21 protein-coding genes and 1 tRNA gene are annotated in these 21453 nt (G+C 65.6%); 11 read left to right on the top strand and 11 right to left on the bottom strand.

From position 1 onward, the window contains the following. Positions 1–151: 151 nt before the first annotated feature. Positions 152–1528: an MFS transporter gene (locus tag KKR91_RS15135; RefSeq protein WP_210227583.1), complete on the top strand. Its 1377-nt coding sequence runs from the start codon at positions 152–154 to the stop codon at positions 1526–1528. Positions 1529–1557: 29 nt separating this feature from the next. On the opposite strand, the gene dcd is transcribed toward KKR91_RS15135, so the two are convergent. Together dcd and KKR91_RS15145 are read right to left on the bottom strand one after the other, a co-directional pair. Then, complete coding sequence (gene dcd, locus KKR91_RS15140; protein WP_210227582.1) at positions 1558–2133, bottom strand: dCTP deaminase; 576 nt, start codon at positions 2131–2133, stop codon at positions 1558–1560. Between the two features lie 44 nt (positions 2134–2177). Further along, positions 2178–3032 carry a tryptophan 2,3-dioxygenase gene (locus tag KKR91_RS15145; protein ID WP_210227580.1) on the bottom strand — a complete coding sequence of 285 codons (855 nt, stop codon included), beginning with the start codon at positions 3030–3032 and terminating at the stop codon, positions 2178–2180. Between the two features lie 180 nt (positions 3033–3212). On the opposite strand from KKR91_RS15145, the gene KKR91_RS15150 reads away from it, so the two are divergent. The 10 genes from KKR91_RS15150 to KKR91_RS15195 all read left to right on the top strand — a co-directional run bounded on the left by KKR91_RS15150 (position 3213) and on the right by KKR91_RS15195 (position 12087). Then, positions 3213–3743 (top strand): SseB family protein, encoded by a 531-nt coding sequence (locus tag KKR91_RS15150; protein WP_210227579.1) that lies wholly within the window; start codon positions 3213–3215, stop codon positions 3741–3743. Positions 3744–3904: 161 nt separating this feature from the next. Next, positions 3905–4948 carry a M4 family metallopeptidase gene (locus tag KKR91_RS15155; RefSeq protein WP_210227578.1) on the top strand — a complete coding sequence of 348 codons (1044 nt, stop codon included), beginning with the start codon at positions 3905–3907 and terminating at the stop codon, positions 4946–4948. Beyond that, positions 4945–5205: a protealysin inhibitor emfourin gene (locus tag KKR91_RS15160; RefSeq protein WP_210227577.1), complete on the top strand. Its 261-nt coding sequence runs from the start codon at positions 4945–4947 to the stop codon at positions 5203–5205. The genes KKR91_RS15155 and KKR91_RS15160 overlap by 4 nt, the downstream gene beginning before the upstream one ends. A 66-nt stretch (positions 5206–5271) precedes the next feature. After that, positions 5272–5345 (top strand) — tRNA-Gly (locus KKR91_RS15165). Between the two features lie 223 nt (positions 5346–5568). Next, positions 5569–6495 carry an AEC family transporter gene (locus KKR91_RS15170; protein ID WP_210227576.1) on the top strand — a complete coding sequence of 309 codons (927 nt, stop codon included), beginning with the start codon at positions 5569–5571 and terminating at the stop codon, positions 6493–6495. Positions 6496–6635: 140 nt separating this feature from the next. Further along, positions 6636–7955, top strand: coding sequence for an extracellular solute-binding protein (locus tag KKR91_RS15175; RefSeq protein ID WP_210227574.1), 1320 nt, complete (start codon positions 6636–6638; stop codon positions 7953–7955). After that, entirely contained in the window at positions 7952–8923 is a 972-nt protein-coding gene (locus tag KKR91_RS15180) for a carbohydrate ABC transporter permease (protein WP_237687403.1), read from the top strand. Before KKR91_RS15175 ends, KKR91_RS15180 begins: the two co-directional genes overlap by 4 nt. After that, the gene (locus KKR91_RS15185) at positions 8923–9765 is read left to right on the top strand and encodes a carbohydrate ABC transporter permease (RefSeq protein ID WP_210227572.1); all 843 of its coding nucleotides are present in this window, start codon (positions 8923–8925) and stop codon (positions 9763–9765) included. The genes KKR91_RS15180 and KKR91_RS15185 overlap by 1 nt, the downstream gene beginning before the upstream one ends. Positions 9766–9803: 38 nt before the next feature. Then, positions 9804–11072, top strand: a complete 1269-nt coding sequence (locus KKR91_RS15190) for an ABC transporter ATP-binding protein (RefSeq protein ID WP_210227570.1) — start codon at positions 9804–9806, stop codon at positions 11070–11072. A gap of 31 nt (positions 11073–11103) precedes the next feature. Beyond that, complete coding sequence (locus KKR91_RS15195; RefSeq protein WP_210227568.1) at positions 11104–12087, top strand: hypothetical protein; 984 nt, start codon at positions 11104–11106, stop codon at positions 12085–12087. 28 nt (positions 12088–12115) lie between these two features. On the opposite strand, the gene KKR91_RS15200 is transcribed toward KKR91_RS15195, so the two are convergent. From KKR91_RS15200 to KKR91_RS15240, 9 genes are all read right to left on the bottom strand, one after another. After that, a complete protein-coding gene (locus KKR91_RS15200; protein ID WP_210227566.1) occupies positions 12116–14095 on the bottom strand; it encodes an NHL domain-containing thioredoxin family protein in 1980 nt (659 codons plus the stop codon). Further along, positions 14092–16212: a bifunctional copper resistance protein CopD/cytochrome c oxidase assembly protein gene (locus KKR91_RS15205; protein WP_210227564.1), complete on the bottom strand. Its 2121-nt coding sequence runs from the start codon at positions 16210–16212 to the stop codon at positions 14092–14094. Before KKR91_RS15205 ends, KKR91_RS15200 begins: the two co-directional genes overlap by 4 nt. Positions 16213–16296: 84 nt before the next feature. Further along, positions 16297–16584, bottom strand: coding sequence for an HU family DNA-binding protein (locus KKR91_RS15210; protein WP_273544392.1), 288 nt, complete (start codon positions 16582–16584; stop codon positions 16297–16299). Between the two features lie 288 nt (positions 16585–16872). Next, positions 16873–17178, bottom strand: coding sequence for a 30S ribosomal protein S14 (gene rpsN / locus KKR91_RS15215; RefSeq protein WP_104053171.1), 306 nt, complete (start codon positions 17176–17178; stop codon positions 16873–16875). 2 nt (positions 17179–17180) lie between these two features. Beyond that, a complete protein-coding gene (rpmG, locus tag KKR91_RS15220) occupies positions 17181–17348 on the bottom strand; it encodes a 50S ribosomal protein L33 (protein ID WP_013602737.1) in 168 nt (55 codons plus the stop codon). Next, positions 17348–17584 carry a 50S ribosomal protein L28 gene (gene rpmB, locus KKR91_RS15225; protein WP_210227561.1) on the bottom strand — a complete coding sequence of 79 codons (237 nt, stop codon included), beginning with the start codon at positions 17582–17584 and terminating at the stop codon, positions 17348–17350. Before rpmB ends, rpmG begins: the two co-directional genes overlap by 1 nt. 391 nt (positions 17585–17975) lie before the next feature. Then, the gene (locus KKR91_RS15230; protein WP_210227560.1) at positions 17976–19121 is read right to left on the bottom strand and encodes a glucose-1-phosphate adenylyltransferase family protein; all 1146 of its coding nucleotides are present in this window, start codon (positions 19119–19121) and stop codon (positions 17976–17978) included. A 6-nt stretch (positions 19122–19127) separates the two neighbouring features. After that, positions 19128–19637 carry a MarR family winged helix-turn-helix transcriptional regulator gene (locus KKR91_RS15235; protein ID WP_210227558.1) on the bottom strand — a complete coding sequence of 170 codons (510 nt, stop codon included), beginning with the start codon at positions 19635–19637 and terminating at the stop codon, positions 19128–19130. A 77-nt stretch (positions 19638–19714) separates the two neighbouring features. Beyond that, positions 19715–21223: an MFS transporter gene (locus KKR91_RS15240; RefSeq protein WP_210227556.1), complete on the bottom strand. Its 1509-nt coding sequence runs from the start codon at positions 21221–21223 to the stop codon at positions 19715–19717. Between the last annotated feature and the right edge of the window lie 230 nt (positions 21224–21453).

A 21453-nucleotide genomic window follows, 5' to 3' on the forward strand; every position in this document is an offset into this window, starting at 1 on the left:
AGGGCGTAGATCCATTCTACCCATGGCATAGGACTAAGCCGCATCGAGTACCTCGCATGAAGCCGCTCCCGCCTTCCGGCAGCCGCCGGCAGGACATGCCGGTACCGGGTTTGTGCTCCGGACGGGCCGCCGGCACCGATAGCATCGCGCTATGGTCTCAAAAACAGAACACCCACGGGTTTCCTCCGGCCCGGGCACAGCACGGCCGCACGTGAGGAAACGGGTGATTCTTGCCTGGGCTTCCTGGGACTGGGGATCGGCAGCGTTCAACGCCGTGATGACCACCTTTGTTTTCACCGTCTACCTGACCTCGGAAAGCTTCGGCGGTGAAGCTCATGCCTCCTCCGTCCTGGGGTACGGCATTGCGCTGGCCGGTCTTGTCGTGGCGGTGCTGGCTCCGGTGGTGGGTCAGCGCTCCGACGCGGGCGGCCGGCGCAAAACCTGGCTCGGGGTCAATACGGCGCTGATCTGCATCGTCACTGCCCTGTGCTTCTTCGTGTTCCCGAGCCCCGAGTTCCTGCTGCTCGGCGTCGGGCTGATCGCGCTGGGCAACGTGTTCAGTGAATTCGCCGGCGTCAACTACAACGCCATGCTGTCCCAGATTTCGACGCCGGCCACGATAGGCCGGGTCAGCGGGTTCGGCTGGGGCATGGGGTACGTCGGCGGAATTGCCGCGTTGGCGCTGGTGCTGGTCGGCTTCATTAATCCCGACGTCGGCTGGTTCGGCGTCACCTCGGAGAACGGCCTGAACATCCGTGCCGTTGCGGTCTTCGCGGCCGTCTGGCTCGCCGTGTTTGCGCTGCCGGTGATGTTCGCCGTGCCCGAAGTCCCGCGGCAGGAACGCGCCGCAGGCATCGGCTTCATTGCCTCGTACGGGCTGCTGTTCCGCCGCATCAAGGCCATTTTCAAGACCAGCCCGCACACCATCTGGTTCCTGCTTGCCAGTGCGGTGTTCCGCGACGGCCTGGCCGCAGTCTTCACCTTCGGCGGCGTGATTGCCTCCGGGACCTTCGGCTGGTTGCTGTCCGAGGTGATCATCTTTGCCATCTTCGGCAACGTGGTGGCTGCCGTCGGTGCCATCATCGGCGGTTTCCTGGACGACAGGGTCGGACCCAAGAATGTCATTGTCTTCTCATTGGTCGGGCTGCTGGTCTCCGGCGGGGTGATCGCCGTCCTCGGCCCCGACGACGTGGACCTGCTGGGGATGCAATGGTCCGGTGACACCACGTTCTGGGTGTTCGGCCTGCTGCTGTGCCTGTTCGTTGGTCCTGCCCAGTCGGCGTCCCGGGCGTTCCTGGCCCGGCTGGCCCCGGCGGGCGACGAGGCGGAACTCTTCGGGCTCTACGCCACGACCGGACGTGCCGTGAGCTTCCTGGCACCGGCGCTGTTCGCAGCATTCATCGGGATCTTCGGCGCCCAGCGTTACGGCATCATCGGCATCCTGCTGGTACTGTTCCTCGGCCTGCTGGCGCTGCTGCCGGTCCGCTCTCCCGAGAAGGCACCGCGCGCCGTCGTTCCGGAGGCATAGTCGTTCCGGAGGTATAGAACTTCCTGGGCCTAGACCGTGGTGCGGTGGAAGTTCAGGTGGCTGCGCGACGCCGTCGGTCCGCGCTGGCCCTGGTAGCGGTTGCCGTACTTGCCGGAGCCGTAGGCGAATTCCGCCGGCGAGGTGAGCCGGAAGAAGCACAGCTGGCCGATCTTGGACCCGGGCCAGAGCTTGATCGGCAGGGTGGCCATGTTGGAGAGCTCCAGGGTGACGTGGCCGGAGAATCCCGGGTCAATGAAACCGGCGGTGGAGTGCGTCAGCAGGCCGAGCCGGCCCAGCGAGGACTTGCCCTCAAGCCGGGCGGCAATGTCATCGGGCAGCGTGACGGTCTCGTAGGTGGAGCCCAGCACAAACTCCCCCGGATGCAGGATGAACGGCTCGTCCGGGTCCACCTCAACCAGGCGGGTCAGGTCCGGCTGGTCCAGTGACGGGTCGATATGCGCGTACTTGTGGTTGTCGAAGAGCCGGAAGAACCGGTCAATGCGCACGTCCACGCTGGAGGGCTGGACCATTCCGGGTTCGTAGGGATCGAGGACAATCCGCTTGTCGGCAATTTCGGTTCGGATGTCGCGGTCAGAAATCAGCACCCTCTAAAAATAGCGCATGACGCGCGCTCCCCCGGCCTGCCCGGTCAGCGGCCGATTTCGGTCCGGACGGCGTACAGCTCAGGGAAGAAGGTCAGTTCCAGCGCCCGCTGCAGGAAGGAAGCGCCGGAGGAGCCCCCGGTTCCCCGCTTGAATCCAATGGTCCGCTCCACCGTCTTCAGGTGCCGGAAGCGCCAGAGCTGGAAGTTGTCCTCCAGGTCCACCAGCTCCTCGCACGCCTCGTAGATGTCCCAGTTCCCGGCCGCATTCTCGTAGACGTGTTTGTAAACACGCATGAGTCCCTCATTGGCCACATGGGCCTGGGTGACATCGCGGGTGAGCAGCTCCGCAGGGACGTCGTAGCCGCGGCGGTGCAGGAAGAAGATGAACTCGTCATAGATGCTGGTCTGTCCCAGCAGGCCGGTGAGCAGTTCCTGCGCAGCCGGGTCGGCGGCGAAGACGTTCACCATTGCCGCGTTCTTGTTGCCAAGCAGGAATTCCACTGCCCGGTACTGGTAGGACTGGAAGCCGGACGAGGCACCCAGGTCCCCGCGGAACTCCGCATATTCGGACGGAGTGAGGGTGGCCAGCACCGACCACTGCTCGGTCAGCGAGCGCTGGATGTGCTTGATGCGGGCAATGCCCTTCATCGCCGCACGCAGGTCGTCGCCGGCCAGTTTGGCACGGACTGCCCGCAGCTCATGCAGGACCAGCTTCAGCCAGAGCTCGGAGGTCTGGTGCTGGATGATGAACAGCATTTCATCGTGGTGCTCAGGGCTGCTGACCGGGTGTTGGGAATCCAGCAGCTGATCCAGCGCCAGATAGGACCCGTAGCTCATCTTGTCGGTGAAGTCCCGCTCAATGCCTGGCTCAAGGCTGCGGGTGTTCCTGCTGACGCTCATCGGGCTCTCCGTGTTCAGTTCCGTGTTGTCTCCGGCCAGCTCCAACGGTAACCCGGCCCCGCCTGCAACCGTGCCGGAAGCGGCTCCGGCGGGCCGTTCGGCTTGAAACACCCCCCTGCCGCTGTGCCAGACTTGCGGCTGGGTTATACGCATCACGCACTATTTGAAGGAGAGCCTCCAATGGCTGAAAACACGGACAGTAACTCCACGCAGGACAGCGGTTCCGGCCAGGACGCCGCCCTTCCGGGCCAGGCCCGGTACCAGGATCCCGAGGGCGCCGCGGCACTGGAAGAAGCGATCGTTGCCGGCAAGGAAGGCCGGATCAGCAGCCAGGAACTGGTGGCGCGGATCTGCGAATCGGAACTGTTGAGCGTTGGCCGGCTGCTGGATGAGCAGGACCCCGCGTCCTTCCAGGCCCTGGTCCTGAAATCCCCTGAGGGCGACGCAGCGGTTGCCGCCACTTTCACCACTGCCGACCGGGTTCCGCAGCAGCTGCGCGACACCGCTCCGGTGATGGTCAAGGCCGGCGGCGAGGCGACGCTGCGCAGCATTGCGCAGGGCTACGGGCTGGCGATCAACCCGGGCAGCGACATGGGCCTTGAGCTTGGCCCTGAAGGGGTGGCAGCCATCGTGGCTGCCTACGACCAGGCCGCAGCCAATGCCGCAGCTGCCGGCGGTACCGCCGCCAACGAGGACCCGCAGGCGCAGTAACCTCCTCAGGATCTTCGCGGGATCCGGCCTTGCACTGCTCGCTGTATTGCGCTGCTCCCGGTATTGCACTGTCGGCGGGGACCTCTAGGCTGGGGCAACAGCTGCAGCCGGGGAGTGTCACCGCAGGCCCCGGTCCGGTACCTGCGACCCTGGAGGACCCCATGATCTGCACCATTGTTCCCCCTTACCTGCTGGCCCGCATCGCCGGTCTCCAGGACGAAGGTTTCAGCCGGGCGGCGGAAGCCGCGCGGCACGCACTGGCGGAGCTTGACCCCGTGGCGCAGGCCCGGTCGCAGGCCCGGCAGTCCCCGCCGCCGCGGCCCGGCACCGCCGTCGTTCCCTCCCTGCGCCGCGAGGTTTCCGACGCGGGCAGCAGGGAGACGCTGCCCGGAACGGTGGCCCGCGTCGAGGGTGCGGCAGCGACCGGGGACGCGGCAGTGGATGAAGCGTACGACGGCCTCGGCGCCACCGGTGCCCTGTTCCGGGACGCCTACGGCCGGGTAGCGGTGGACGGCGCCGGCGGGCTGCTCGCCGCCACCGTCCACTACGGACGTGAGTACGACAATGCGTTCTGGAACGGCGAGCGGATGGTCTGCGGTGACGGTGACGGCGAGATCTTCGAACGGTTCACCAAGTCGGTGACGGTGATCGGGCACGAGTTGGCCCACGGCGTCGTCCAATACACCGCTGCCCTGGAGTACCAGGGGCAGGCCGGGGCGCTGAACGAATCCGTATCCGACGTCTTCGGCGTGCTGGTTGAACAGAAGCTCCTGCGGCAGGAAGCGGCCCGGGCCAGCTGGCTGGTGGGCGCCGGGCTGTTCACTGACCAGGTCTCGGGCAGTGCGCTGCGTTCCCTGAAGGCTCCGGGCACGGCGTACGACGACGACGTGCTGGGCCGTGATCCGCAGCCTGCCACCATGGCCGGCTACGTCTCCACCCAGGCAGACAACGGCGGAGTCCACATCAACTCCGGGATTCCCAACCATGCCTTCTATTTGGCCGCCACGACCCTCGGTGGCTTCGCCTGGGAGCGGGCCGGGCAGATCTGGTACGACACCATCACCGAACAAAGCCTGCCGGTGGACTGCACCTTCGCCGGTTTCGCTGCCGCAACACTGGCCGCTGCGGACAAGCGGTACGGAACCGCTTCGCCGGAGTACAGCGCTGTCACCGATGCCTGGGGCGCCGTGGGAATCCGGCCGTGAAGATCGTGGTGGTGCGCACCGGCGGATTTGCCGGGCTGACCCGGGTCTGGAGCGCCCAGGTCAGTACGGAGGAGGCGGAGCAGGAGTGGCTGCCGCTGCTGCAGGATCCGCCGCAGGAACAGCCCGGCGGACCGGACCGGTTCGTTTATGAAATCATGGTGGGCCCTGCCACGGTCACGCTGCCCGAGCACTGCCTGCAGGGGAGGTGGCTGGACCTGGTTCAACGCGTGCGGCAGGGCGGGACTGACGGATCGTGACAGGCGAATTCGGGAGCGGGCCGGTTCCATGTAAAGTGGTTTTCTGTGCCGGTTCGCTCCGGCGCTGCGGGCGTAGCTCAATGGTAGAGCGCTAGCTTCCCAAGCTTGATACGCGGGTTCGATTCCCGTCGCCCGCTCCACGCAAAACCCCCGGAAACCAGTGGTTTCCGGGGGTTTTTCCGTGGCGGACGTTCCGCCGGCCGGCGCGGATTCCTCCCCGTCCCGCACGTATACTGGGCCCCGATGAGCCCACTACACTGCAGCACCACAAGACACTGGCGCACCACACGACACTGTTGCACCACACTGCCCGCACCCGGGGTCCGCCGGGCCTTGTCCGCCACCGACGTGGCGTAGCGTCCGGTGCTGGGGGTACTCACCGGGTTCACGGTTGTCTGGATCATCATCCTGGCCGGCTACCTGATCGGGCGTCTGGGGGTCCTGGGCGACAACGCCCAAACGGTCCTCAGCCGGCTCGCCTTTTTTGTCGCGTCGCCGGCCCTGCTGCTGGTCACCCTGAGCGATGCCGACCTGGGCACCGTCTTCTCCCTGCCGTTGCTGGTGGCAGCGGCCAGCGCGCTGCTGACGGCCGTGGTCTTCGTGCTGTGCACCCGCTGGTGGTTGCGCCGCCCGCTGCCCGAGGCGCTGATCTCCGCCATGTCCTCGTCCCTGGTCAACGCCGCCAACCTCGGCCTGCCAATTGCCGTCTACGTGCTGGGCGACGCCGCCTACATTGCCCCGGTGCTGATCTTCCAGCTGGCCTTTTTCACCCCGCTGTTCCTGATGGCGCTGGATACCTCCACCAGCGGACGGCGCACGTCCCTGTTGTCCTTCCTGGCCCAGACCGTCCGCAATCCCATCATCATCGGGACCCTGATCGGCCTGTTCCTAGGCGCCACCGGCCTGGAGCTGCCCGTCATCATCCTGGAACCGGTGACGCTGATCGGCGGTGCCGCGGTTCCGGCCATGCTGCTGGCGTTCGGCATTTCCCTCGTCGGTTCCCGTCCGCTGCGCCGCGACGGCGGCAGGCGCGCCGACGTCGTGCTCGCCTCTGCCTTCAAGCTGGTGCTGCAACCGGCCCTGGCGTACCTGCTGGCCCGGTTTGTCCTGGGGATGGAGGGGCACCTGTTGTTCGCCGTCGTCGTGACCGCGGCCCTGCCCACGGCCCAGAATGTCTTCGTGGCCGCCACCCGCTACGAGGAAGGGGTGCTCGTGGCCAAAGACACCGTCCTGGTGACAACGGTCCTCTCGCTCCCGGTCCTGGTACTCATCGCTGCCCTGCTGGCCTGAGGTTTTGTCCCTTTTTACCCCATTCGACGGTGGCGGAAATCACACCAAAGGCTTAGTGTCATTCGAAAGGCTGCTGAGTAACTGCAGTCTTCCGCGGGACCATCGTCCTGCGCCTACGACGAGTTGGAGGCACAGTACCGATGCCAACGGACGTGAGACAAAAGTTCCGGCCGCGGAACCGGATACGGGTAGCTGCAGGATTGACCCTCGCCGTCGGAGCAACTTTGCTCAGCGGCTGCAGCTCCAGTGAAGGCTCCCCAACCCTGACGTGGTACATCAACCCCGACGACGGCGGCCAGGCAGAACTGGCCTCACGGTGCAGCGATGCATCCGGCGGCGCGTACACCATCGAGACCTCGCTGCTTCCCACCGACGCCGCGGCCCAGCGTGAACAGCTGGCACGGCGGCTGGCAGCCAACGACAAGACCATGGACATCATGAGCCTGGACCCGCCCAACGTCCCGGAATACGCCGAACCGGGATACCTCGCACCGGTTCCCGATGACGTCGCCGAGCGCACCACCGCCAACGTGGTGGAGGGTGCCCTCGCCGGCGCGCAATGGAAGGACAAGGTCGTCGCGGTACCGTTCTGGGCCAACACCCAGATCCTCTGGTACCGGAAGTCGGTTGCCGAGGCCGCCGGCCTGGACATGACCCAGCCGGTGACCTGGGACCAGCTGATGGAAGCCGCCGAGAGCCAGGACAAGTTCCTGGGCGTCCAGGGCGCCCGCGCCGAGTCCATGACGGTCTGGGTCAACGCCCTGATCGAATCCGCCGGCGGCCATATCGTCGAAAACCCCGATGCGTCAGCTGACGAGATCAAGCTCGGCATCGATACCGAAGCCGGCAAGGCAGCGGCCGAGATCGTGTCCACCATCGGCAAGGAAGGGCTCGGCGGCCCGGGGCTTCCCACCCAGACGGAGAACACCTCCATGGTGCAGTTCCAGGGTGACGAGGGATCCTTCATGGTCAACTACCCCTTCGTCTGGCCGGCCACGAACGCCGCCGTCGAAGCCGGCACCCTGCCCCAGTCCCTGATCGACGACATCGGCTGGGCACTGTACCCCCGGGTCGACGCTGACACCGACACCGCTCCCCCGCTGGGCGGCATCAACCTGGGCGTGGGGGCCAAGAGCGAGCACATTGACCTGGCCTACCAGGCCATCGAGTGCATCGTCAGCCCGGAGAACCAGGCCTACTACTTCGCAACCAACGGCAACCCGCCGTCGAACACCGATGCCTACAACGATCCCGAAGCCGTCTCCACCTTCCCCATGGCAGGGACCATCCGTGAGTCGCTGGAGCTCTCCAAGCCCCGGCCGCAGACGCCGTACTACAACGAAATCTCCACTGGCATCCAGCAGACGTGGACCCCGCCCAGCGACGTCAGCCCGGAGACCACTCCGGCATCCAGCCAGGAATTCATCCTTGAGGTCCTGAGAGGGGAGAAACTGCTGTGAGTACCTCTGTAGAAGCCGTCGTTCCCGGTGCCGCCGCCAAGAGGACCGGGGTCGAAGCCAAGCCCCGGCTCAGCGACCGCGCCCGGGCCGAGCGCCGGCTCGGGTTCATCCTGGCCGGCCCGGCCTTCATCATCATGCTGGCGGTCACCGCCTATCCCATCCTGCTGGCCCTGTGGGACTCCCTGTTCAGCTACCGGCTGACTGCCCCGGGGGACAGGGAATTCATCGGTTTGGGGAACTACGGCGTGATCCTGTCGGATGGCCTGTTCTGGCGGGATCTCGGCGTCACCGCACTCATCACCGTGGTGACCGTGGTGGTGGAGCTGATTCTGGGCTTCGCCCTCGCCCTGGTCATGAACAGTGCACTCAAAGCCGTCCGCGGGTGGCTCCGTACCGCAATCCTGGTCCCCTACGGCATCATCACGGTGGTCTCGGCCTTCGCCTGGTTCTACGCCTTCGACATCAACTCCGGCTACATCAATTCCTGGTTCGGCTGGGTGCCGGGGATCAACGCCGACCTGAACTGGTTTGCCGACACCTGGACCGCGCTGTTCGTGATCATGGCATCCGAGATCTGGAAGACCACACCGTTCATTTCGCTGCTGCTCCTGGCCGGACTGGCACAGGTTCCCGGCGAGCTGACCGAGGCGGCAGAGGTCGACGGCGCCACCTGGTGGCAGCGGATGCGGCGCGTGATCATTCCCAACATGAAGGCGGCCATCATGGTGGCCGTCCTGTTCCGGGCCCTTGACGCCTTCCGTATTTTCGACAACGTCTACATCATGACCAACGGCGCCTACGGCACCGAGGTACTCTCACTGCTGGCCTACCGGACATCGATTACCCGCCTGGAGATAGGCATGGGGTCGGCCGTCTCGGTCCTGCTGTTCCTGTGCGTGATCATCATCTGCTTCATCGCCATCAAACTGTTCAAGGTGGACCTCACCGGTGCACGAGGGGGTAACTAATGAAAGCCTCGCCCGTAAGGCGCCGCGTGATCTGGACGATCATTTCGATCCTGGTCATCGTCTACGCCCTGTTCCCGGTGGCCTCGATTTTAGCCACGTCCTTCAAGATTCCCAGCGACCTGACGTCCGGCACGTTCCTGCCGAACACCTGGTCATTCACCAACTATGAGCAGATCCTGGTCGGCGACGCGCAGTCGCTGTTCCTCTCGGCGCTGCGCAACTCGGTGGGCATCTCCTTGATTGCCACCTTCATCGCCGTCGTCCTGGCGACTCTGTGCGCCTACGGAATTGCCCGCCTGGACTTCCCCGGCAAGCGGCTGGTCCTGACGACGGCACTGGGCGTATCGATCTTCCCGGTCATCTCCATCGTCACCCCGCTGTTCAACCTCTGGCGGAACATCGGCCTGTACGACACCTGGGCCGGGCTCATCATTCCGTACCTGTCGCTGACGCTGCCGATCTCGATCTGGACCCTGGCGGCGTTCTTCCGGCAGATCCCCTGGGAGCTGGAGCAGGCCGCCCAGGTGGACGGAGCCACCACCTGGCAGGCTTTCCGGAAGGCCATCGTTCCGCTGGCGGCCCCCGGCGTATTCACCACGGCGATTATCGCCTTCTTCATCGCCTGGAACGACTTTGTGTACGGCATTTCGTTGACCTCCACCGACGCGGCCCGTCCCGTGCCGGCTGCCCTGGCGTTCTTCACCGGGGCCTCCCAGTTCGAAGAACCAACCGGCGCCATTTCGGCGGCTGCAATCATTGTCACCATCCCCGTTGTAGTACTGGTGCTGGCATTCCAGCGCCAGATCGTCTCAGGCCTCACCCAGGGCGCCGTCAAGGGCTAGCGCCCTGGACCTCCGGTCGAAGAAAAGGATCTGTTCTCATGGCATCGATCACCCTCAAGAACCTCGTCAAGAAGTACGGCGACGGATTCCCCGCCGTCAATGACGTTTCCCTGGACATTGCCGACGGCGAGTTCATCATCCTCGTGGGCCCCTCGGGCTGCGGAAAGTCCACCCTGCTGCGCATGATTGTCGGGCTGGAGGACATCACCTCCGGAGACCTGCTCATAAACGGGGAGCGCGTAAATGACAAGGCACCGCGGGACCGGAACCTTGCCATGGTGTTCCAGAACTATGCGCTCTATCCGCATTTGACGGTCTTCGAGAACATCGCCTTCCCGCTGCGCCTGGCCAAGGGCAAATACACCGACGAACAGGTCCGCAAACTCGTCAACGACGCAGCAGCCACCCTGGAACTGACGGAGCACCTGGACCGCAAGCCGGCGAACCTCTCCGGCGGGCAGCGCCAGAGGGTTGCCATGGGCCGGGCGATTGTCCGCCAGGCCGATGCCTTCCTCTTTGATGAGCCGCTCTCAAACCTGGATGCCAAGCTGCGCGGCCAGATGCGCTCCGAGATCTCGCAGATGCAGCGCCGGCTCGGCACCACCAGTGTCTACGTGACCCACGACCAGACCGAGGCCATGACGCTCGGTGACCGGGTCGCGGTCCTGAAGAAGGGCATCCTGCAGCAGGTGGCCTCGCCCCGGGAGCTTTACGAGCAGCCCGTCAACCTCTTTGTTGCCGGCTTCATCGGCTCCCCGTCCATGAACTTCCTGCCGGCTACCGTGGAGGGAAACGTGCTGCGGACCGCCGTCGGCGACTTGACCATCCCGCAGGAGAAAGCGGCGAAGGCAGCGGGCAAGGGCATTGTGCTCGTGGGCATCCGTCCGGAGTTCTTTGAGGATGCCAAGTTCGTGGACGAGGCCAAGCGTCCGCACGGCTCCGTGTTCAGCGCCCCCATCAGCCATACCGAATGGCTGGGCAATGAACAGTACGGCTACATCCCCTTCAACCCCGACCCCGAGGTGAAGGAACTGCTGGATAACCTGGCACGCGACATGGACGCCGATGCGCTGCGGCCCCAGATTGTCGTGACCCTTGACTCTGCCAGCCGGATCCGCGGCGGCCGGGACGCCGAACTGTGGCTGGACACCCGCAAGGTGCATCTGTTTGACCCGGAAACCGGCGACAACTTGACCCGCGATGCCAAGGCAGGTGCCGAGCTGACGGAGGAAGCGAACGCTGCCCGGGCCGAGGAGATCGCCATGGCGCGGGAAACTGACCGGGTCGCCAGCGGCGTCGAGTCCTAGCCGGTCTGAGTCACCCGGTATCGTTTGAGCGGTGCAGGGAACAAATCCGGTAATCAAGGCAGTGGCCACATGGCTGCTTGCGCTCATGCTCACTATCGCCGCGGCCGTGGTGGTCATCTACTTCGTCAACGCCAAGGCCTACGGTCCGCAGCATCAGGTCAGCAGCTACTTTTCAGCCCTCAAGGAGGGCGACGGCGAACGCGCCCTGGGACTGCTGGCGGCCAAGGTGCCGGCGGGGAATCCAGCCCTCCTCGACGGCGAAGCGCTGAAGGCCTCCACCGCCGGCCTCGAGATCCTGGAGATCGGCGAGCCGAGCAGCGCCGGCCAGAACCGCGTGGACATCGAAGTGCGGTACTCCCTTGGCGGGGAGGAAGCGCAGAGCACCTACCGGCTGGACCGGACCGGCCGCGAGTGGCTGTTCTTCGACCAGTGGTCCTTCGTGCCGTCCACCCTGCCAACGGTGACCGTTCTCTCGCCGAGCCAGCGGCAGGCTGCCCTGAACGGGGTCCCTGTCTCCCTGCCCCAGGAGAGAACCACCTTCTCCGCCTTTTATCCGTCCCGCCCCGAGGTCTCCTACACCTCCGAGTTCTTCGCCGCGCCGCCGTCGGCCGCGGTCCTGGCGGGTCCGTTGGATACCAAGGAACTGACCCTGGCCACCGAGGCCACCGAAGCGTTGACAGGCGCGGTGGACGCGGAGCTGCGCACCTTCCTGGACGGCTGCGCCAGCACCCAGGACCGTCTGGCTCCCCCGGGCTGCCCGTTCTTCCACTTCACTGACAACAAGGTGGAACTGCCGATCACCTGGGAGATCACCGAATATCCCGTGGTCAGCATCAGGCCGGTTTCCGGTTCCTGGGTGCTCTCCCCGCTGACCGGCAAGGCGCGCGTGAAAACCACCCAGACCGACCTGTTCAGCGGCGCCAAGAGCCCGCTGGAGGCCGAGACGGACTTCAGCTTCGGCGCCCAGCTCGCGGTGGGCACCGACGGGGTTTCCGTCACCCCCTTGGTGGACTGAACCCCGCCCGGGACCGGGCGGCCCCGGCTTAGTCCACCCCGCGCAGGTCCAGGGTCAGTGCCGTCTCGCCCGCAGCGTCCATAGTCACCGGAATACCCCAGTCCTGCTGGTAGAGGTGGCACGCGGCGTGGTCGGGGATTTCGCCGCCGGGTTCGCCGTCGCAGGCCGCAGCGCGGGCGGTAATGTGCAGGACGCCGCCGGGCACGGAGTCCGAGAGCACCAGTTCACGCGTCAGGCCGGTGGAGGTCCCGCCGCCCGATACCAGCAGTTCCTCCGGGGAGGAGGAAATCTTCAACTGGGTGGGATCCCCCCAGCGGTCATCGAGCTTCTGCCCCTTCGGTGCGGCAAACCGTACCGACAGCGCCACCGGACCGGCAGCAACCGGGCTGGCTGGCCGTTGCGTCTGCCGTGCGCCCTCGTCCACGGACTGGGCTTCCTTGGGGATCGGCAGCCGGATCAGCTGGTGCTTGTTGGCTTCGACCACAATCAGCAGCGGCTCGCCCGCGGTGGTGTCAACCAGCACATCGGAGGGCTCGGAGAGGCCGCGGGCCAGGGTGGAAACGGTTTCGGTCGCGGGATCATACCGGCGCACTGCGCCGTTGTACGTATCGGCGACGGCCACCGAACCGTCCGGCAGCACCGCCACACCGAGCGGGTGCTGCAGCCGTGCCTCGCCGGCGGCGCCGTCGCGGAAGCCGAAGTCGAACAGCCCGGCGCCGACGGCGGTGCCAACGGACACCTGGATCTGTCCGTCGGTATCGGTGAAGGAGAGCCGGCGCAGCGCGGAGGTCTCGGAGTCGGCGACCCAGATGTTCCCGGCGGCGTCTTCGGCCAGCCCGGAGGACTGCGCGAACCAGGCCGTGGACCCCTCGCCGTCGAGCAGGCCCTCCAGGCCGGTGCCAGCGAGGATGTCGACGGCGCCCGTGAGGGGATCAAACGTGAAGATCTGGTGGGTGCCGGCCATGGCCACCACCACGCGCCGCAGTGCGGTGGACCAGGTGAGGTCCCACGGTGAGGACAGCGATACGTCCAGCGGATTGGTGCCCAGGCCGGAGTGCGTCAGGACTGCTCCTGCGTTTGCGCCTGCTTCGGCCGTGCGGGACTCGGAAGGGTGTTCTTCGCCGGGAGCCCGCTTGGTCTGGTTTCCGGCGTCCAGCAGCCGCTGGACGCCGTTCCCGGCCACCGTGGTTACGGTTCCGGAGGCCAGTGCCACGGCGCGCAGCCGGTGGTTGACCGTGTCCGCCACAACGACGTCGTACCCTGCAGCCTCCGCTGCGGCGGCCGGAAGCACCGCCACGCCCTGGGGTTCGTTGAACCTGGCGGTTTCGGCGGTGCCGTCACGCCAGCCCTTGGTGCCGTCGCCGATCACGGTACGGACGGTGGCGAGGTCTGCCTCCAGTTCCACCAGCCGGTGGTGGCCGGTGTCGGCCACCAGGAAGGTGCCCTCGGGCAGCGGCACTGCCTTGCCTGGGAAGCGCAGGTTCCCCGCGGTGGGCTCGGCCGGGACGTAGGGGCCGTCGCCGCGGTGCAGCGTTCCCTTGGTTTCGTGCTCAGCCACCAGTTCGCTGATCAGCGACTCGAGCCCGGCAGCGTGGCCTTCGCCGGAGAGGTTGGCCACGATGTAGCCCTCGGGGTCCAGCACCACCAGGGTGGGCCAGGCACGCGCCGTGTAGGCCTGCCAGGTGATCAGCTCCGGGTCATCCAGGACCGGATGGTGGATTTCGTAGCGCTCCACGGCCGCGGCCAGCGCCACCGGATCCGCCTCGTGCTCAAACTTGGGCGAGTGCACGCCCACCGTCACCAGGACGTCGGAGAACTTCTCTTCCAACGGCCGCAGCTCATCCAGTACATGGAGGCAGTTGATGCAGCAGAAGGTCCAGAAGTCCAGGATCACGATCTTGCCGCGCAGGTCTTCGAGACCCAGCTGCCGGCCGCCGGTGTTCAGCCAGTTGCGGCCCTCAAGTTCGGAGGCTCGCACCCGGTAGCCGGCGCGCACGGTTTCAGTCATTTACGGTCTCCTTCAAAGCTGCTGGCATCCCGCTGGGCCAGATTGGCAAACATGTTGTTGTAAGCAGTGAGTTCGGCGTCGTTATTCCGCTCGGCCGCCCGGTCCTTGCGCCGGGTCTCGCGCGCATCGGTCCGGGACCACTGCAGGGCGACGCCGATGGCGACCATCACGGTCGGAATTTCACCGATGCCCCACATGATGGATCCGCCCAGCTGCTGGTCTTCCAGGGCGGACAGGCCCCATTCCCGGCCCATGTTGCCGAAGTAGGAGGCCTGGATCAGCGAGGTGCCGCCCATGACTGCCACGCCGAAGAAGGCGTGGAAGGCCATGGTGGCGAGCAGGATCACCAGGCGCAGCGGATACGGCGCCCGGTAGGGCAGCGGATCGATGCCGATCATGGTCAGGATAAAGATGTAGCCGGTCAGCAGGAAGTGCACGACCATCAGTTCGTGGCCCACGTGCTGGCGCAGGGCAAAGCCGAAGAGCTCCGAATAGTAGAACACCACGATCGAGCCGGCAAAGTTGATGGCGGCGAAGATCGGATTCGTGACCAGCTTGGAGAACCAGGAATGTACGCCGATGAGGATCCATTCCCGGATCCCCCGGGTTCCGTCTCCGCGCGGGGTGAGTGCCTTCAGGGCCAGTGTCACGGGCGCGCCCAGGACCAGGAACAGCGGAACCACCATGGTCAGCGCCATGTGCGCCAGCATGTGCGTGCTGAACAGCACCATGCCGTACACGGCGGGGGCGCCGGAGGTGACGTAGGTCAGCGCAGCCAGTCCCACGAGCCAGCACAGGGACCGGACCACCGGCCACTTGTCTCCGCGCCGGCGGACCTTGAAGACGCCGCGCAGGTAGGCAACGGCGAGGGTGGCCACAATGGCGACCCAGAGCCAGTCAAACCGCCACTCGGTCAGGTAGCGCTCGGGGGTGAGCTCCGGCGGCAGATCGTATCCGGTCAGGATCCGGGCCGGGGAGGCGTTGGGCGGCAGCTCTTCGGCCCGCGGAGTGGCGGTCCGGCCCAGTGCGACGGCGACGCCGGAGACGGCGCCCATGATCAGCAGCTCCACCGTGATGAGCTGCCAGAGGATCCGGCCGGCGCCCTTCTGCCGGGGCCCGCCGGCGTTGGGGGCGGCGCTTTCGGCGGAACCCGGCACCTTGGCCGGCAGCTGCGGAATGATCCAGCGCCGGTGCAGGAAGCCGATCACGCCCAGCAGCAGCGTGGCCGCCGCCTTGAAGATGACCAGGGAGCCCCACTCGGAGTCCAGCTGGTCGAACGAGGTGATGCGCAGCGAGGCGTTGACGACCCCGGACAGGAACACCAGTGCAAAGGCGAAGCCAGCCAGTGCGGAGTAGCGGCGCAGCACCACCCCGGTGATGGGTCCGAGCTGGCGCGAGATGACGGCCAGGACGATGAGCCCGCCGATCCACAGGCACACGCCGGCCAGGTGCAGCCCGATCGAGTTGACCGCTGCGCTGTGGTCGTCGCCGCCGGCGGAGTGTCCGACCAGGGCAATCGGGATGATGGCGCCGGCGGCCAGGACCGCTGTGGCGGCCAGCATGTTCAGTGACCGCACACCGAAGGCCAGGGTGGTGACCACGGCGGCAATGATGCTCACGGCCAGCCAGGCCCGGCCTGTGGAGAAGTCGGTAACGAATGCACCGAGGCCGGCGGTGTAGGTGGCGTCGGCGCTCAGCGGCAGCCCGGAAACGTCCGAGTAGGTGAACAGCAGCACCGCGACCGCGGACAGGGTCCATACGGCCGCGGCTGCCCCGGCCAGGGTAAGGGCGCGGGCGAACGCGGGATGCTCCGGTTCACCGGCTTCAATGCGCCGGCCGCGCTTGAGCGTGAGGGACTTGGGCAGAATGGCCACTGAGAAGACCAGTGCGCCGATCACGGCAGCCATTGCACCGTTTTGCACTGCCTTGGCCATGGGCAGGGCCCACCGGGTGAGGGCTCCCGGGTCGGAAAGCTGCTGGGCGGCTGCAGCGCCGGAGAACAGCAGCCCTGCTGACAGGGCCATGATCATCACGGCGCCGGCTGCGGCCAGCCAGCCGTTGCGGACGGCGGGAGCGGCCACGGTATCGGAGTTGGCAGTGTTAGGCACGGTATCCATTGTCTACCCACGGTAGAAATTTGGGCTAATTGCACGAAAAGGGCCGGCACCTACAGGCGCCGGCCCTTGAGTCGTGCGAAGAAGTTACTTCTTCGTGGAGACAGCAGCCTTCAGCTTCGAGCCCGCGGTCAGCTTGACGCTGTGGCCTGCGGGGATCTGAATGGTCTCGCCGGTCTGCGGGTTGCGGCCCTGGCGGGCGGCGCGGTCGGTGCGCTCGACTGCAAGCCATCCCGGGATGGTGATCTTCTCACCGTTGGCAACGGAGGTTGCGAAGATGTCGAAGACAGCGTCGAGAACGCCGTTCACCGAGGTCTGGCTGTTGCCGGACTTCTCTGCCACTGCTGCAACAAGTTCACTGCGGTTCATAGCCAATTTATGTCCTCCTGGACTAGGGGTTAGCTCGAGCGGATCACGGATGCGAAACCGCCACTGTTGGAAAACTTACCAGTCCGGCACGCAAAATCCGGCAAAATCCGCTGTTTTTAGCGGTTTTTTCCGCTCTCAGCCCAGAAAAGGGTGACTTGGGCCCCTCCCCGGCTCCAGTGCTGCTTCCCTGTAACGGCGGGGATTTCCGGCCGTTGCCGCGCACCGGCTCCCCTGGCGCAGCAAAAAGGGCGGCCACCCGAAGGTGGCCGCCCTTTTTAGCTCGTAAAGCAGTGCTTACCAGCTGGACTTCTTGACGCCCGGCAGTTCGCCTGCGTGGGCCATGTTGCGGAAACGCACACGCGAGATACCGAACTTCTGGAGGGTACCGCGGGGGCGGCCGTCGATCTGGTCGCGGTTGCGAAGGCGGACCGGCGAGGCGTTGCGCGGCAGCTTCTGCAGGCCGAGGCGTGCAGCTTCGCGGGCTTCGTCGGTAGCGTTCGGGTCTACCAGGGTCTTCTTCAGTTCGAGACGCTTTGCAGCGTAACGCTCAACGATGACCTTGCGCTGCTCGTTGCGAGCAATCTTTGACTTCTTAGCCATGTTTAGCGCTCCTCACGGAATTCGACGTGCTGGCGGATCTTCGGGTCGTACTTCTTCAGGACCATGCGGTCCGGGTCGTTACGACGGTTCTTGCGGGTCACGTAGGTGTACCCGGTGCCAGCTGTCGACTTCAGCTTGATGATCGGACGTACGTCCTTGTCCTTAGCCACTAGAGCTTCACACCCTTCGAGATAAGGTCAGTGATGACGGCGTCGATACCGCGCACGTCGATCGTCTTGATCCCGCGGGCCGAAACCTGCAGCGTCACGTTGCGGCGCAGGGACGGAACCCAGTAGCGCTTCTTCTGAATATTCGGGTCGAACCGGCGCTTGTTGCGGCGGTGCGAGTGCGAAATGCTGTGACCAAAGCCGGGAATGGCTCCGGTTACCTGGCAGTATGCTGCCATGATCTCTCTCCTCCAGTTGTAGTAAATATGACGGTCCTCAAAAAACAGACACAGGGCGTTTGCCTAAGCACCTGCCATAAAGAGCGTCCCGCCACCAGTTTTGACACCGTTATTACTGCGACTTTCCGGAGGTGAACCTGGCGGGGTGAGATCCAGCCGAAGTGCCTCGCCGCGGGGAAGACGGTGAAGTTCAGGAAGCCAAGCAGTATCTGCCGGGACAGCCTTCAATTCTAGGTTTATACGGGTGGCCGCGCAAATGTCCGTCCGACCGCATGGAAGCGGGCCCGGTGGACACAGGCGCAACTTAACGCCTCTCTATCCTAGGGGCAAGCGGGGGATCATTCAAACCGGCGGGACACCCTACCCCAAAAGGTGCCCCACCTCACGGACTTTAAGACGACGGCGGCGTGCCGAGGGCGCCGTCGGCACCGATGACCACCACGCCGGCGTCGGGATCCAGCTCCGCCCCGTCAAGGCTCGTCCCGCCGCCGATCACGGCCCCGGCGTCGACGATCGCGTTGCGCAGCTTCGCTCCGGAGCTGATCCGGACATCGCCCAAAATGACGCAGGAATCGACCTCGGCCCCCGCCTCGACAACCGCGCCCGGGCCGAGGACGCTGCGGTGGATGGTTCCCTCCACACGGGAGCCGGGTGCGAGCAGGCTGCTGGAGACCTTGGCGGTTTCTCCGGCGAAACCGGGCAGCCGCCGCGGTGCGGCGCTGAGAATGGGCCACTGCGGATTGTCGAAGTCCAGGCCGTGGCCGTCAATGAGGTCCATGTGGCCCTGGTGGTAGCTGCGCGGCGTGCCCATGTCCCGCCAGTAGCCCTCCAGCCGGTGTTCGGCGACCTTCTCGGTCTGCACCAGGTAGGGAATCAGCTGGTCGCCGTAGTCTTCAAGCTGGCCCTCCCGCTCCACCAGGTCGTCCATGGCGGTGAGCAGCACGCCGGCGTCGTACAGGAAGATCTCGGCGGCCACGAGGTCCGTTTTCGGCTGTTCCGGCTTGTACTCGAAGCCGGTGACGGTGCCGCCGTTGACCTGAACCACCCCGTGGTCCGAGGGGTTGTTGCGGATTTTGGTGGTGACCACCGTCAGGGCAGCCCCGGCGTCGTGGTGCGTGGCGACGACGTCGCGGAAGTCCATCGTGTAGAGGTGGTCCGCGCTGAGCACCAGGACCAGATCCGGATCGTATTCGCGGATGTAACCGGCCTGCCGGTAGAGGGCATCGGCGTTTCCTTCTGCGAACCCTTCGCCTTCACCGCCCTGGTACGGCGGCAGCACGCGCAGGCCGCCATTGGTCCGGTCCAGGTCCCAGGGCCGCCCGCTGACCAGATGGTCATTGAGGGATTTGGGTTTGTACTGCTCCACGATCCACACATCGGTCATGCCGCTGTTGTGCAGATTGGACAGTGCTATGTCGATCAGCCGGTAGGAGCCGGCCACGGGCATGGCCGGCTTGGCCCGGTGGTCGGTGAGCGGGCCCAAGCGGCCGCCGGTACCGCCGGCAAGAATGATGGTCAGGATCCGTGGCACCTGCATGGGGAACTACCTCTCGCTGGGGTTCAGTGGGTCGAGGACGTTGGTTCCGGGCTCAATCCGGGCCAGGATTTTCCTGCCCACCCGTTCCAGGTCTTCAACATCGCGGGCATCGAGGCCGTCGAAGACGAGCTCCCGCACCGTTTCCACATGCCCCGGGGCCAGCCCGGCCAAGGCGTCCATGCCTTCGCCGGTCAGTGCGGCGGTGGTGACCCGCGCATCGTCGGGGGACGGGCGGCGTTCCATCCAGCCACGGTTTTCCAGCTTTTTGACCACGTGGGAGAGGCGGGAGAGGGAGGCGTTGGAGCGGGCTGCGAGTTCACTCATCGGCAGCTTGCGCCCGGGTGCCTCCGAGGCCATCGCGAGCACGTGGTAATCGAAGAGCGTGATGCGTGATTCACGGAACAGCTCGGCGTCCAGCGTGGGTGTCAGCCGGGTTGCCACGGCGTACAGGGCCAGCCAGGCCCGCCGCTCATCGGGGTTCAGCCACCGGGGCGAAGGAGCATCTGAGTCACTCATGCAATCCATCCTCCCATGGCGGGTTGAGCCTTCAATGGTGCGGCGGGCCGGGCTGGTTTCGAGCTGTCGTCCGAGCGTTACCTGCGCTCTGAATCCACCGATTCGGACTCGGCGCCGAAAGGCAGCGAATCGACGTCGAGCCGGGGGTTCTCATCCTGGGTCGCCACCAGCTCGCGGGCTTCGGCCACGGTGTCCACGCTGGGCATGGAGCCCGGCATCGGACGGTTGGCGGATTCCTTCATGATGAAGACCGCGACGGCGCCGACGACGGAGGTCGCCATCAGCCAGAAGGCCGGCATCATTTCGTTGTCCGTGAGGTTGATCAGGCCCTGCATGATCAACGGCGCGGTGCCGCCGAAGATGGCCACGGCAAAGTTGTACGAGATGCCCATGGCGCCGTAGCGGCTGGCCGTGGTGAACAGGGCAGGCAGCGCCGAGGCCAGGTTGGACACGTACAGCGTGACGGGCACGGCCAGCAGGACCAGGCCCAGCAGGGTGGACCAGACCGGGCCCAGGCCGATCAGCATGAACGCCGGAACCGCCAGCACAATGGTGGAACCGGCACCCATCAGCAGGACCGGCCGGCGGCCGATGCGGTCTGAGAGCTTCCCGGCCATCGGGATGCACAGGGCCATCAGCACCAGGACCGGGATGGTCAGCAGGGTGCCGTGCAGGGCGTCATAACCCATGGAGTCCGTCAGGTAGGACGGCATGTAGGACGTCAGTGTGTAGCCCACGGTGTTCGCAGCGGCGACCAGGACCATGGCGACGATGATCGGACGCCAGTAGAGGCCGATCATGGCCATGGTGCCGGGAGGCGTGACCGACTCGTCGGGGTTGTCCGAAGCAGCGTTTTCCTCCTGGGCATCCAGGGTGGCCTGGAATGCCGGGGATTCTTCGATCTTCAAACGGAAGTAGATCGCGATCATGCCGAGCGGGCCGGCGATCAGGAACGGAATGCGCCAGCCCCAGTCCAGCATGGTCTCGGCGCTGAGGGACAGCTGCATGATGGAGACCACGCCGGCACCCAGGGCGAAGCCCATGTAGCTGCCCAGGTCCAGGATGCTGGAGAGGTAGCCGCGGCGCTTGTCCGAGGCGTATTCGGTCACGAAGGTGGTGGCGCCGGCATACTCGCCGCCGGTGGAGAACCCCTGGATGAGCTTCATGAGCACGAGGAGGACCGGAGCCCACATGCCGATCTGGTCATAGCCGGGCAGCAGCCCGATGACGAATGTCGAGGCTGCCATCAGGATCAGCGTGGTGGCCAGGGTCTTCTGGCGGCCCAGGCGGTCACCGAGGCGCCCGAAGATGACGCCGCCGAGCGGGCGGGCCAGGAAGGTTGCAGCGAAGACGCCCAGGCTGAAGATCAGCTGGGCGGAGGCGTCAGCCTCGGAGAGGAATACAGCACCCATAGTGACGGCGAGGTAGCCGTAGACACCGATGTCAAACCATTCCATGGTGTTGCCGACGACGGTTCCGCCGACGGCCTTTTTCATCATTGATTTGTCGACGACGTTCACATCGTCGACACGAAGGCGCCGCCGCCTCAGGGCAGGGCGGCGCTTAATCGGTGCATCGGTAGGCATGTTGGCTTTCTTTCCTAGAAGTCAGCTGCGTGTATCGGAAGCAACCAGCCCAGGGCCATATGAGGCTCTGGGAGACCATTAAGTTTAGGAAAGACTGCCTGAGTTGCCGAATTGCAGGCCGCTGAAAACCCCGATTGGCGGGGCCGGAGGCAACGCTGTTCCCTGCTCCCATAAGAACTGGGGGCCATTCTATGAAACACGTCACTAGGGCGTATTTGCGGCCGCTTTTA

It is taken from the genome of Arthrobacter jiangjiafuii (assembly GCF_018622995.1).
Taxonomy (GTDB): domain Bacteria; phylum Actinomycetota; class Actinomycetes; order Actinomycetales; family Micrococcaceae; genus Arthrobacter_B; species Arthrobacter_B jiangjiafuii.

Coding starts and splice junctions, on each gene's coding strand:
- KKR91_RS15230 (WP_210227560.1), bottom strand. CDS start 19,121: ATGCAGGTGCCACGGATCCTGACCATCATTCTTGCCGGCGGTACCGGC.
- KKR91_RS15150 (WP_210227579.1), top strand. CDS start 3,213: ATGGCTGAAAACACGGACAGTAACTCCACGCAGGACAGCGGTTCCGGC.
- KKR91_RS15235 (WP_210227558.1), bottom strand. CDS start 19,637: ATGAGTGACTCAGATGCTCCTTCGCCCCGGTGGCTGAACCCCGATGAG.
- rpmB (WP_210227561.1), bottom strand. CDS start 17,584: ATGGCAGCATACTGCCAGGTAACCGGAGCCATTCCCGGCTTTGGTCAC.
- KKR91_RS15190 (WP_210227570.1), top strand. CDS start 9,804: ATGGCATCGATCACCCTCAAGAACCTCGTCAAGAAGTACGGCGACGGA.
- KKR91_RS15205 (WP_210227564.1), bottom strand. CDS start 16,212: ATGGATACCGTGCCTAACACTGCCAACTCCGATACCGTGGCCGCTCCC.
- KKR91_RS15145 (WP_210227580.1), bottom strand. CDS start 3,032: ATGAGCGTCAGCAGGAACACCCGCAGCCTTGAGCCAGGCATTGAGCGG.
- rpsN (WP_104053171.1), bottom strand. CDS start 17,178: ATGGCTAAGAAGTCAAAGATTGCTCGCAACGAGCAGCGCAAGGTCATC.
- KKR91_RS15135 (WP_210227583.1), top strand. CDS start 152: ATGGTCTCAAAAACAGAACACCCACGGGTTTCCTCCGGCCCGGGCACA.
- KKR91_RS15175 (WP_210227574.1), top strand. CDS start 6,636: ATGCCAACGGACGTGAGACAAAAGTTCCGGCCGCGGAACCGGATACGG.
- KKR91_RS15240 (WP_210227556.1), bottom strand. CDS start 21,223: ATGCCTACCGATGCACCGATTAAGCGCCGCCCTGCCCTGAGGCGGCGG.
- KKR91_RS15200 (WP_210227566.1), bottom strand. CDS start 14,095: ATGACTGAAACCGTGCGCGCCGGCTACCGGGTGCGAGCCTCCGAACTT.
- KKR91_RS15155 (WP_210227578.1), top strand. CDS start 3,905: ATGATCTGCACCATTGTTCCCCCTTACCTGCTGGCCCGCATCGCCGGT.
- KKR91_RS15185 (WP_210227572.1), top strand. CDS start 8,923: ATGAAAGCCTCGCCCGTAAGGCGCCGCGTGATCTGGACGATCATTTCG.